Origin of the sequence: Aquiflexum balticum DSM 16537, from assembly GCF_900176595.1 — a bacterium.
Lineage (GTDB): Bacteria > Bacteroidota > Bacteroidia > Cytophagales > Cyclobacteriaceae > Aquiflexum > Aquiflexum balticum.
Genome location: NZ_LT838813.1, coordinates 2,042,745 through 2,055,000, shown reverse-complemented (window position 1 = coordinate 2,055,000; position 12,256 = coordinate 2,042,745). Strand labels below are relative to the sequence as shown.

The following is a 12,256-nucleotide window of genomic DNA, read 5'->3' as shown; positions in this document are numbered from 1 at the left end:
CCAGTCAACAGTCTGCTCATTTCCATCTTTTGGAACATTGTATTGCCATGCCCCTTCTGGAGAATGCCTTGCCCAAAATCCTTCTGCATAGACAATGTCGCCTATAGCACCTGCGGCAAGCAGTTCTTTGGCCTTTTCATTACCCAATGAAGAAACTCCTTGGCTGCCCACTACCATGACTTTTCCTGATTTTTTCCAAGCATTAACGACATCCATTCCCTCTTTGACAGAATGTACCATCGGTTTTTCGCAGTAAACATGTTTTCCCGCATTCATGGCATCAATGCTGATCTGCTTATGCCAATGGTCAGGGGTCGCAATGATGACCGCGTCTATGTCCTTTCTTTTGAGTACTTCCTGGTAATCCTTGGTGGTAAACAAATTGGTTCCCCATTTTTGCTTTGCAGATTCAAGTCGGCCAGTGTATAAATCACAAACAGCCACCAATTTGACATTGGCATGTCTCAATGCGGAATTGGTATCTTCTGTACCCATGATTCCTGCACCGATCAAAGCCAGATTGATCGGCGCATCATTGGCAGTACCAATGGCAATATCTCTTTCAAGGAAATTTTTATCCGGGATTTCTCCAGAAAATGCCAACGGACTAATTGCCGCAGCTGCTCCTGTCGCTCCCAGTTTTTTCAAGAAATACCTTCTATTCTGTTTCATTGTTTTGGGTTAATTATAATTTAATTTTAAGAATCGAAAAGTTACTTAAATTTTTTATAAAAGTATTTCCCGATGCTCTATATTTTTATAAACGGAAACTGTCCAAGATAAGTAATTGATCCTTTTAAAGAGTTGAAAAATATTTCCCAGCAAAAACCAATCTACTTCCATACCAAGAAAACATTTCCCCATCAACTATACGGATTTTGGCATTGGGTAATTTTTCCTGAAAGAATGAAATGTGTTTTTCTTTAAAAGGAAATGGCTCCGAACTCAGCAAAAGGTAATCCGGATTCATATGGACTAATTCTTCCAAATCAATTTCAGGATATCGAACTTGGTCAATGAGATTTTGGAAACCAGCTTTCTTCAGCATTGAGTCAATAAAAGTATTCGACCCTACAACAATCAATGGATCTTTCCAAATCAGGTAAACGGCTGATCCTTTAAATCTGAACTCCTTTTCCAATTCATTCTTGATCTGGGAAATAATTTGATTTGCTCTTGGAACAGTATCCGTCAACTCCCCTATGCTCAAAATCATCCGGTAAGCATCTTCCAAGGTGAAAATATCACTCATCCAAATTGGATACTTTTCCGAAAGTCTTTCTATCCCCTCTTTGTAATTTTCCTCTTTGTTTCCAATAATAAGATCCGGCTGAAGTGAATCAATTCTATCGATGCGGAAATTTTTCGTTCCACCAATAACAGTTTTCTCTTTTTTCAACCCTTTAGGGTGGACACAAAATTTGGTGACCCCGACAATCCTATCTCCCAGACCCAAATCCACCAAAAGCTCCGTCTGTGATGGAACCAAAGAGACAATCCTTTTTGGTGGATTTGGAAGGAAAATGGTTCTTTGAAGTTGGTCTTTGAATTGGGGCATGGTTATTTGGTTATTGCGTTTTTTATTTAGCCAAGCCTCTGATTGGAAATCTCAATTACTTAATTATTGAACAACCTTCATTTAATATACCGAAAATCATACTCCGGGTCCAATTCAGCCAAAAACTGATACATCAACAAAATCACGTTTTCAATATCCTCCTTACTGGCTGTTTCTACTGTAGTGTGCATATATTTCAAAGGAAGGGAAATCAAAGCAGAGGGAACGCCTTCATTGGAATAGGCAAAAGCATCTGTGTCTGTACCGGTACTTCGGGATGCGGCAGCTCTTTGAAATGGGATATCATTCTTTTTGGCTGTTCCAATGATCAGATCAAGCAGCTTTTTATGAACTGCAGCTCCATATGTTAATACCGGCCCTTTCCCGGCTATCTGTTCGCCGCTAGTCACCTTGTTGTACATAGGTGCCGTCGTGTCATGACAAACATCTGTAATTATAGCAACATGGGGCTTAATTTTTGCGGCAATCATTTCTGCTCCCCTTAGTCCTATTTCTTCCTGAACGGCATTGACAATGTAAAGACCGAAAGGCAATTTGATCTTGGATTCATGAATTTTTTTGGCTACTTGGGCAATCATATAGCCCCCAATCCTATTATCGAGTGCTCTCCCTGAGTAGAATTTTTTATTCAATTCCTGTAATTCATCTTTAAAGGTGATTACGCAGCCGACATGAATTCCCATTTTCTCCACTTCTTCTTTCGTCCTTGCGCCTACATCTATAAAGATATTATCCAGGGTCGGAGCTTCTTCTTTTCCTTCCTTTCTGGTATGGATGGCAGGCCAACCAAATACCCCGGGAATCATAGCAGCATCGGTATGTATATTGACGCGCATCGAAGGTGCGATCATATAGTCTGAGCCCCCATTACGGCGTACATAAATATAACCATCAGCATTGATATAGTTGACAAACCAACTTATTTCGTCAGCATGTGCTTCGATGACTACTTTATATTCCGCATTCGGATTGATGACTCCAACGACAGTTCCATAGCTGTCTGTAAAATAACTGTCGACAAAAGGCTTGATATAATCCAACCATATTTGTTGGCCTGAAGCCTCAAATCCTGTCGGAGAGGCATTGTTGAGGTATTTGTATAGAAATTTATTTTCTAATGACATATCATTTTGTTTTTATGTACTTACAATGGAATATTCCCATGCTTTTTCCTAGGCAACTTATCCACTTTGTTCTCGAGCATTTTGAAACCCCGGATCAATTTTTCTCTTGTTTCGGAAGGTATGATGACCTCATCGATAAAGCCTCTGTGTGCTGCCCGGTAAGGGTTGGCAAATTTGGCAGTATATTCTTCTATTTTTTCCTGTAACTTGGATTCCGGATCCTCTGCTTCAGCTATTTCCCTTTTGAAAATAATTTCAGCTGCACCTTTAGCCCCCATCACTGCAATCTCTGCAGTAGGCCAGGCAAAATTCAAATCCGCTCCGATGTGTTTTGAATTCATCACATCGTAGGCGCCTCCATAAGCTTTTCTTGTGATAACCGTAATTCTTGGAACGGTAGCCTCCGAAAAAGCATACAATAGCTTGGCCCCATTGGTAATAATTCCATTCCATTCCTGATCAGTTCCTGGTAAAAATCCGGGGACGTCCACTAAAACCAGCAAGGGGACATTAAAAGAGTCACAAAACCTTACAAACCTTGCTGCCTTAATGGAGGCATGATTATCCAAAACCCCTGCCAGGGACTGTGGCTGATTGCCAACAATACCAATACTTCGACCGGCCAGTCTTGCAAAACCCACGACAATATTTTCAGCATAGTTTTTATGCACTTCTAAAAATGAAGTTTCATCGACAATTCCCTCCACGACTTCCCTGATGTCATAAGGATGGTTGGGATTGTCAGGAATAATTGTATCCAAAACATCCCTAGTTTCATCTTCTTTCAATTCATAATCATAAACAGGTGCCACATCTTCACAATTTTGGGGCATGTAGCTCAGCAGTTTTTTGATATGTTGAATGCAGGCCAGTTCATTGACACAGGCAAAGTGCGTGACACCGCTCTTTGTGCTGTGTGTACTTGCTCCACCAAGCTCCTCTGCTGTAACAGTCTCTTGGGTAACTGTTTTTACAACATTCGGACCTGTGACAAACATATAGGAGGTGTTTTCAACCATAAGGATGAAATCCGTAATTGCAGGGGAATATACAGCCCCGCCGGCACAAGGTCCCATTATTGCCGAAATCTGGGGAATTACTCCCGAAGCAAGCGTATTTCTATAAAAAATGTCTGCATATCCGCCTAGAGATACTACTCCTTCTTGAATTCTAGCGCCACCTGAATCATTTAAACCTATAACCGGTGCACCATTTTTCATCGCCATATCCATAATCTTGCAGATTTTTTCTGCGTGGGTCTCAGAAAGTGAACCTCCAAAGACAGTGAAATCCTGGGAATACACATAAACCAACCGACCATTGATTTCTCCATAGCCCGTCACCACACCATCCCCCAAATAATGCTCCTTATCCAGTCCAAAATCCTTGGCGCGGTGCATTACAAATTTGTCTATTTCCTGAAAAGTACCTTCATCAAGCAGCAAGTGGAGCCTTTCTCTAGCGGTAAGTTTACCTTTATCATGTTGCGCTTCAATCCTTTTTGCACCTCCACCAAGCAAAGCTTCGGCATTTTTCTTTTTCAACAATTCTGCTTTGTCCTTATTGCTTGGAAGTGTATAAACACCTTTTATGTGGCTTTCCTTGGTCATGTAAGTTTTGGTTTGTTTTTATCAAATATAAGCAGGGACAATAAAGGGAGAAAATAATTAATGACCAACCCCGATTTTATTCATTTTCTTACTTAAAGGTACGGAGCAACAATGGATTTAAGATAAACTTTCTATATTCGCACAACCAAAATTGAGGCGGTATGATCCCGACTAAAGCAGCGATTATTGACATGGGTACCAATACATTTCACTTGTTATTGGTTGAGTTGTATGATAATAAGTACGAGACGATATATAAAGAAAAAATCCCAGTTAAAATTGGACAGGGAGGTATAAGTCAAAACATCATTCATCCTGATGCTATCAAAAGAGCACTTCATACCCTGAAGCATTTTAGAAGTATGATCGATGGGGAGGGGATTCAGAATATTTTTGCTTTTGCCACCAGCGCAGTAAGAAATGCTGAAAACGGAAATGAATTTGTCAGACAGATTAAAGATCTTTTTCAGATAGATGTCAATGTCATTGATGGTAAAGAGGAAGCTCAGATGATCTATGAAGGTATCCGATTCAGTGGCTCATTGAACGGAGAAACTTATCTGATGATGGATATTGGCGGAGGATCTGTTGAATTTATTATCGGTAATTCCAATGAGGCTTTTTGGAGACAAAGTTTCGAAATAGGTGGTCAAAGAATGCTGGATCTATTCCATTATCATGATCCTATTTTGAATGAAGAAGTAGATAATCTTACTTATTATTTACAGGAAAAACTAACCGAGCTCAAAGAGGCTATAAACCTGTACCAGCCAAAAGGGCTAGTTGGTGCATCAGGGACTTTTGATACACTCACGGATATCCACTATGCTTCTCTAAATCAATCCAAACCCAAGACCCAACAAGTATTTCAGTTATCAAGAGATGGTTTTGAAGTGATATTACAGAAATTACTTACTCTGAATAAAGAGGAGAGGCTAAATATCAAAGGCATGATACCCATGAGGGTGGATATGATTGTGGTTGCTTCATGCTTGATAGAATTCATTCTAAAATTAGTTCCGGTGGATAATTTGATATGTTCTACTTTTGCACTTAAAGAGGGGGCAATTGCCCAATTGATGGGAAAACATTCCATGGCAGCAGCAGTAAATGGCTAAAAAAAATTCTTGCCAATCAATTAATAAAAGAATCCTGATAAAATGACTTTTCAATATTCGCTTTTATTTGAATTCACAAAAAGCATCCTAATTAAAATAGGCTGTTCAGAAAAAGATGCAGATTTGGCAGCAGATGTATTATTGTCAGCTGACCTTCGAGGAGTGGATTCTCATGGCGTGGCCAGGTTATCAGGATATGTGAGGCTTTGGGAAAAAGGCCGGATCAACGCAACTCCAAAAATCAAAATCGTACATGAAACTCCAAGCACCGCTGTTGTGGACGGTGACAGTGGACTTGGTTTGGTAGTGGCACCATTTGCCATGCAGGTTGCTATTGAAAAAGCCAAAAAAGTCGGCACCGGTTGGGTTTCTGTAAAAAACTCCAATCATTATGGGATCGCAGGTTATCATGCCATGATGGCTTTGAACCATGATATGATAGGTATTTCTCTTACCAATGCGAGCCCTTTGGTAAGCCCGACTTTCTCCAAAGAACGGATGTTGGGAACCAACCCCATTTCAGTTGCTATCCCGGCCAAGGCCGAGCCACCATTTGTTGCGGATATGGCTACCACAACAGCTGCAAATGGCAAATTGGAGATTTTACAAAGAAAAGAATTGGATGCTCCTTTGGGCTGGGTTCAGGACAAAGACGGAAATCAGACCACAGACGCAAATGGAGTTAAAAAGGGCGGCGCCCTATTGCCTCTTGGTGGAGACAGGGAGCATGGGTCCCATAAAGGATATGCTTTAGGTGCCATCGTGGATATTTTTTCGGCTGTATTATCAGGTGCCAATTATGGACCTTGGGTTCCACCTTTTGTTGCATTTTTGGAACCTGACCCCAATCCTGTCGGTGAAGGAATCGGTCATTTTTTAGGTGCCATGCGGGTTGATGCGTTCAGACCTGCAGATGAGTTCAAGTCCAATATGGACAATTGGATTGGAAGATTCAGAAATGCTAAGCCTATTGAAGGTCAGGAGAAAGTCTTAATTCCTGGTGACCCTGAAAGAGAATTGGAAGCCGAAAGAAAAATTACCGGCATACCTTTGATCAAACCAGTAGTTGAAGATCTGAGACTCTTGGGGAAAAGATTTGAAATAGAATTTCCGATTTAAATTTACACGGTTTCAAATTTTGCTTTGAGCATTAAAATTTCCAATTTTAAATATAAGTATTGCTCACGCTCCTATGGATTTTCTATTAAATCGTAACGAATTTAAAGCCTCAAATGCTTCGACAAAAGTCAATTATGGCAAAATTTATGAAGGCAAGTCTACCTTAGAACTTTTAGAGATTGCGGGTTACCTAAATAGTATTGCTTTTAACTATTTAGATGGCAGTCCGCCAACTATGGATAAGACAATATTCAAAGTCCGAACCCGAAATTGATGGAGAAAATACTCAATAAAGACTTTAGGGAATTTATCCAATCATTTGAGAAAAACAACGTGGAATATATACTTGTTGGTGGGTTTGCTGTGATTCTTCATGGTTACCCTAGAACCACAGGAGATATCGACTTATGGGTAAATAGGACTAAGGACAATTACAAAAAAATAGAGTTTGCGTTTCTTGATTTGGCATGCCTCTATTTGACATGACTCAGGATAATTTTTTACACCACAAATATTAGGATGTATTTACTTTTGGAAAGTCCCCTGTTGCGATAGATATAATGGTAAAGGTAAAAGGTCTTGAATTTGAAACCTCTTTTAAAAATGCCGTTTTTTTTAAAGATGAGGACCTAAACCTAAGGACACTTTCAAAAGACGACCTAATAAAAGCCAAATTAGCCGTGAAAAGAGGTAAAGATTTAGATGATCTTGAAAATCTTTAATTATCCCTTAGTTTAAAACCATCCATCAAATCAAATTTGTACAGGTTTGACCTTTTTGTAAATTGAGGAATTAATTCTGGCAAACCAATTAATCCCGAAAACTATGAACTCCCAAAACTTTAACCGTCGTCAGTTCCTCAAAGGTAGCAGTGCCGCATTGGCCTTGGCCAGTATGGGCATGATGAGTATGGATTTTATCCATAATGAAAAACCACTAAAGGTTGCCCTTATCGGAGCAGGATGGTATGGTAAAAGTGATCTTTTCAGGTTGATTCAGATTGCAAATGTTGATGTAGTTGCTTTATGCGACGTCGACAGCATGATGTTAAAAGAAGCAGGAGACCTTGTGGCGGCAAGACAAAAATCCGGAAAAGTCCCTATTCTTTACAAAGATTATAGAGAGCTACTTAAAAACCACAAGCCAGACATCACCATTATAGGTACTCCTGATCATTGGCATGCCTTACAGGCTATAGCTGCTATAAAAGCCGGATCGCACTTATATCTCCAAAAACCTATTTCTGTTGATGTTATTGAAGGGGAAGCAGTGGTAGCCGCAGCCAGGAAATATAAAAAAATGGTACAGGTCGGCGTACAGCGACGAAGTACCCCTCATGTTATAAAAGCCAAAAAAGAAATAATTGATAGTGGCAAAATAGGGAAGGTTTCCCATGCTGAAGTATGCTGCTATTATCATATGCGTTTAAACGCCAATCCACCATCAGAACCCGTTCCAAGTCATATTGATTATGACATGTGGACAGGTCCGGCACCTTACCGGGAGTATGATGGCATACTCCATGGCCGATGGAGGTCCTTTATGCAATATGGCAACGGAATACCAGGAGATATGTGCGTTCATATGCTGGATACAGTGAGATGGATGCTGGGGTTGGGCTGGCCAAAAAAAATTACTGCAACAGGTGGGATTTATGTACAAAAAGAAAGTAAAGCAAACATTGCAGATACACAGACAGCAATTTATGAATTTGACGAACTGAATGTGGTATGGCAGCATAGGACCTGGGGCAACCCTGTAGATCCTGAGTATCCATGGGCATTCAAGATTTTTGGAGAAAATGGTGTTTTAGCAGGCAGTACAATGAAAGCAGAGTATTTCCCTTATCCTAAAGGTGATAAAATTGAATTTGACGTCCTTTACGAAAGAGAAAAATATCCTGAAGACTTGACCGAATCCCGAATAGAACTTCATGCAGCTCCTGCCACGCGGGGTCAATTCCAGGATCTTCTTGATTCAATCGATTCAGGTGAACTTCCTGTTGCAGATGTCCTTGAAGGACATATTTCCTCCGCTTCCTGTATTTTGGCAAACATGTCGATGGAATTGGGAAGATCTTTGGTCTATGACCCTGAAAAAATGCTCATAGTAAACGATCCTGAGGCCACTCAAAAACTCAGAAGGCCTTATCGAGGCCCATGGCAACATCCTGAACCGAATAATATTTGAACCCTATCCCCGGAAAATTTTCCGGTTTTTTTTTAATTATTGTAGCGTTTATGGAAATAGTTGCGTCTTGGTCTTATAAACTAAACCAAAACTATTTATGAATACCGGAAAAAATAACAGGAATTGGGGGAAAGCATTAGGATTAGCGCTTACTCTTTCATCAGTTTTATTTGGGACATCTTGCCTTGATAATTTTGAAGGACAGCCAATTCCTCCTTCAGCATTCCTTTCTATTTACCATGCTTCACCGGATGCACCAGCTTTGGACATCTATACAGAAGCTTCAAGAATCAACAATAATCCATTGGAGTACAGCGCTACTTTCCCATATAGTCCTTTCTATGTCGGTGACCGAAAGTTACGCTTCAACCCATATAATGCCGCCAACACTTTATTGGAAACTGAATTTACCTTGGAACAGGACAAAGTCTATTCCATGTTTTTGGTCAACAAAGCAGCGGAATTAGATGCAATAAAGGTCGAAGACATCTGGGAAGAACCTGATTCTGAACAAGCTCAAATAAGGTTGGCCCACCTTTCTCCTGATACAGATGATATAGAGGTCATTATCAATGAAAATAACTTTCTTTTTGGTGAAAAAAACGAATACCTGGAAATTACAGATTTTGAGGCCCTCGATAAGGGCGAAATACAAGTAACCCTCAAATCCAAAGAATCGGGTGAAACATTACTGACAGTAAATGATATTGAAATCAGTGGAAACAAGGTGTATACTTTGGTAGTAAGAGGTTTCTCGGATCCTGCAAATGGAAACAACAACCTCAGTTTACAACTCATTACAAATTATATTAAATTTTGAGGGTAAATACCCACTATTTTGTCGTTATCCCGGGGGACTTATCTTCCGGGATTTTTTTATCCAAAAAGATCTGAACTTAAATAGCGATCTCCCCTATCACAGGTGATGCAGACAATCAATCCTGCATCTAATTCTTCGGAAAGTTTCAAAGCAGCAGACAAGGCTCCGCCACTACTCATCCCAGCCAGAATCCCCTCTTCTTTAGCCATCCTGCGTGTCATTTTGGTAGCCTCATCCTGACTGACATCGATCACTTGATCTACTCTTTTGGGATCAAAAATTTTGGGTAAAAATTCCGGAGACCACCTTCTGATTCCCGGTATACTGGAACCCTCAGTAGGCTGGGTTCCCACAATCTGAATTTCAGGATTTTTTTCTTTCAAATATTTAGAAACACCCATAATAGTCCCTGTTGTACCCATAGCAGATACAAAATGAGTTACCTGACCCTGGGTATCTTTCCAGATTTCGGGACCAGTACTGTAATAATGTGCCATATAATTGTCAGGATTGGCAAACTGATCCAACATAAAGTAATCCTGCTCATTTTTCATTTGCTCTGCCAATACCCTGGAATATTCAATGGTTTTTTCTGCAGGAGTCAAAATTACCTTAGCTCCATAGGCCTCCATTGATAATACTCTTTCTTTGGTAGAATTGTCGGGCATTATCAAAGTCATGTTTAGACCAAGTACATTAGCTACCATGGCCAAAGCTATTCCTGTATTACCACTTGTTGCCTCTACCAATTTATCTCCGGGTTTAACATCCCCTCTTTCCAGCGCACTTTTGATCATATTAAAGGCTGCCCTGTCCTTAACCGAGCCACCTGGATTCTGGCCTTCTAGTTTACAAAAAATCTTAACCTTTGGATTGGTAGGTATATGATTGAGTTCTACCAGAGGCGTATTGCCTATTAAATCAACCAGTTTCATCCTTGACTTTTTATAATATAGGTATCAGTTTCATTGGAGCTGGGATTGTACATTTTTGCCTGATAATAAATCTTGCTATGGGGAGGTACACTTTTGGTGATCCAAACATTGCCACCTATGACTGAATGGTGTCCAATGACCGTATCTCCACCTAATATGGTAGCTCCTGCATAGATGACTACATAATCTTCAATGGTAGGATGCCTCTTTTTATCCGCATCATCTTTATCCACACTCAAGGCACCCAAAGTAACGCCTTGATAAATTTTTACGCAGTTTCCAATGACGGTTGTCTCTCCAATCACAATTCCAGTAGCGTGGTCTATACAAAATCTCTCTCCGATCTTTGCTCCCGGATGAATATCCACTCCTGTCCTACTGTGGGAATATTCAGTGATCATCCTTGGAATCAGGGATACACCTAACCTATGCAGTGAATGTGCAATCCTATAAGCAGCGACGGCATAGAATCCGGGATAACATCTGATGATTTCAGTTTTTGATTTGGCAGCAGGATCACCGTCATAGATAGCTTCCACATCTTGCTGTAATAAATCATATACATTTTCCAAATCCTCGAAAAACAATGAAGCGATTTCTGCACCCTCACCTTCATGAAGATGTTTATTTCTGATCAGGATTCTGGAAAGTTTGTGCTTGAGCTCCTCAATTTTTTCAGCTATCTGATCCTCTTCCTTGAGTAATTCTGATGCGAAATCAGGAAAAAGCAAGCCTAAAGTACTTTCAAAAAATGCATGAATCAATTTAGGAGACGGGCACTCAGGACAATCTCGATGGGATTGACTTAATTTTTTTATAAATGAGGACATATTTTTTTTTGAAAGAGGGTTAAAGCATGAAACCTACTCGAATCACATAGGGCTGATTGTAAGGTGACCTTACATTGTCATACATCAAATTATACAAAAATGTGAAATTAGCTCCTCCCCTATTTCCAAAAGGAGCAAAGTAACCTCCCCCAACAAACAGTCCGGGTACCCAAGAACGTTCAAATGTTTCGCGAAGGGGATTGAATAAATCAAGATTCAGCGATTCATACTCTGCATGGAGAAAAACATTTGGTAAAACGTTATATCTTGAAAAAATCCTTCCCCCGTAAATATTATTCTCCCCTCCAATAAACCTGTTATCTTTAAAATACTGATAGGTGATCCCCAATCCAGATGAAAAGCGGTCAGTAATCATCACACCTGCCAATGGGGAAACATCAATGAAAGTGATTGTTCCAAACTGCATGGCAAAATTGCCCCCAAAAAACATCCTTTCAGATAAGGGTGGCTTTTCTTCTACATTTATATTTCTTTGGGCATTTACTGAAAAAGTTACAAAGTAGAAAATCACTACGGTTGCAATAAATATTGCCCTATTCTTCAACAACAACATATAAATCCTCGTTTTTTCTTTTCATCAAATACCTTTCACGGGCAAACTTCTCCAAGAGTTCATTATTACTCATCAATTCCTTCCTGTCAGCTTGAATTTTTTCTTTTCTTTCAAGATAAAACTCTTTTTGTCTTTCCAGTTCATTCAGTTTAGCCTTGAGTTTATATTGCGTCAGGATATCATTCGAATCTATAAATACCATCCATATCACAAAAAAAAGAGTAAAAAGAAAATAGAAATTCTTGGTGTACTTTAGGTATTTTTTCATTTTGATAAAGATTAATACAAACAAATATAGAAATTGGAGTTGATAAATTCCATTATAGGCAAATATTCTGATCATTGGACCCAGATTGA

The 12,256-nt window shown here is 39.7% G+C and carries 13 protein-coding genes (1 of these 13 running past the window's edge); 5 read left to right on the top strand and 8 right to left on the bottom strand.

What is annotated here, in order from left to right; all coding sequences use genetic code 11:
• The 4 genes from B9A52_RS08825 to B9A52_RS08810 all read right to left on the bottom strand — a co-directional run.
• Positions 1 to 672, bottom strand: partial view of a Gfo/Idh/MocA family protein gene (locus B9A52_RS08825; protein ID WP_084119961.1) — the beginning only. 681 nt of this gene lie to the left of the window's left edge; 672 of the gene's 1,353 nt are visible here — the first part of the coding sequence; it begins with the start codon at positions 670 to 672; its stop codon lies beyond the left edge, outside the window.
• Positions 673 to 796: 124 nt separating this feature from the next.
• Positions 797 to 1,558 carry an ABC transporter substrate-binding protein gene (locus B9A52_RS08820; protein WP_084119960.1) on the bottom strand — a complete coding sequence of 254 codons (762 nt, stop codon included), beginning with the start codon at positions 1,556 to 1,558 and terminating at the stop codon, positions 797 to 799.
• Positions 1,559 to 1,635: 77 nt separating this feature from the next.
• Positions 1,636 to 2,703, bottom strand: a complete 1,068-nt coding sequence (locus B9A52_RS08815; protein WP_084119959.1) for a M42 family metallopeptidase — start codon at positions 2,701 to 2,703, stop codon at positions 1,636 to 1,638.
• A gap of 20 nt (positions 2,704 to 2,723) precedes the next feature.
• The gene (locus B9A52_RS08810; RefSeq protein WP_084119958.1) at positions 2,724 to 4,313 is read right to left on the bottom strand and encodes an acyl-CoA carboxylase subunit beta; all 1,590 of its coding nucleotides are present in this window, start codon (positions 4,311 to 4,313) and stop codon (positions 2,724 to 2,726) included.
• A gap of 161 nt (positions 4,314 to 4,474) precedes the next feature.
• Between B9A52_RS08810 and B9A52_RS08805 the strand changes: the two genes are divergently transcribed.
• The 5 genes from B9A52_RS08805 (at position 4,475) to B9A52_RS08780 (ending at position 9,560) form a co-directional block, all read left to right on the top strand.
• Positions 4,475 to 5,431: a Ppx/GppA phosphatase family protein gene (locus B9A52_RS08805; RefSeq protein WP_084119957.1), complete on the top strand. Its 957-nt coding sequence runs from the start codon at positions 4,475 to 4,477 to the stop codon at positions 5,429 to 5,431.
• A gap of 42 nt (positions 5,432 to 5,473) precedes the next feature.
• Positions 5,474 to 6,550, top strand: a complete 1,077-nt coding sequence (locus B9A52_RS08800) for an Ldh family oxidoreductase (RefSeq protein ID WP_084119956.1) — start codon at positions 5,474 to 5,476, stop codon at positions 6,548 to 6,550.
• A gap of 273 nt (positions 6,551 to 6,823) precedes the next feature.
• The gene (locus B9A52_RS08790) at positions 6,824 to 7,036 is read left to right on the top strand and encodes a hypothetical protein (RefSeq protein WP_084119954.1); all 213 of its coding nucleotides are present in this window, start codon (positions 6,824 to 6,826) and stop codon (positions 7,034 to 7,036) included.
• 339 nt (positions 7,037 to 7,375) lie between these two features.
• Positions 7,376 to 8,740 carry a Gfo/Idh/MocA family oxidoreductase gene (locus B9A52_RS08785; protein WP_084119953.1) on the top strand — a complete coding sequence of 455 codons (1,365 nt, stop codon included), beginning with the start codon at positions 7,376 to 7,378 and terminating at the stop codon, positions 8,738 to 8,740.
• 97 nt (positions 8,741 to 8,837) lie between these two features.
• The gene (locus B9A52_RS08780; RefSeq protein WP_084119952.1) at positions 8,838 to 9,560 is read left to right on the top strand and encodes a DUF4397 domain-containing protein; all 723 of its coding nucleotides are present in this window, start codon (positions 8,838 to 8,840) and stop codon (positions 9,558 to 9,560) included.
• A gap of 56 nt (positions 9,561 to 9,616) precedes the next feature.
• Here B9A52_RS08780 and cysM read toward each other — a convergent pair whose 3' ends face one another.
• The 4 genes from cysM to B9A52_RS08760 are packed head-to-tail and all read right to left on the bottom strand — an operon-like array spanning position 9,617 to position 12,167.
• A complete protein-coding gene (cysM, locus tag B9A52_RS08775; RefSeq protein ID WP_084119951.1) occupies positions 9,617 to 10,495 on the bottom strand; it encodes a cysteine synthase CysM in 879 nt (292 codons plus the stop codon).
• A complete protein-coding gene (gene epsC / locus B9A52_RS08770; protein WP_084119950.1) occupies positions 10,492 to 11,325 on the bottom strand; it encodes a serine O-acetyltransferase EpsC in 834 nt (277 codons plus the stop codon). The genes cysM and epsC overlap by 4 nt, the downstream gene beginning before the upstream one ends.
• A gap of 19 nt (positions 11,326 to 11,344) precedes the next feature.
• Positions 11,345 to 11,899, bottom strand: a complete 555-nt coding sequence (locus B9A52_RS08765; protein ID WP_084119949.1) for a hypothetical protein — start codon at positions 11,897 to 11,899, stop codon at positions 11,345 to 11,347.
• Entirely contained in the window at positions 11,880 to 12,167 is a 288-nt protein-coding gene (locus tag B9A52_RS08760; RefSeq protein ID WP_084123444.1) for an FtsB family cell division protein, read from the bottom strand. The genes B9A52_RS08765 and B9A52_RS08760 overlap by 20 nt, the downstream gene beginning before the upstream one ends.
• Positions 12,168 to 12,256: the final 89 nt, after the last annotated feature.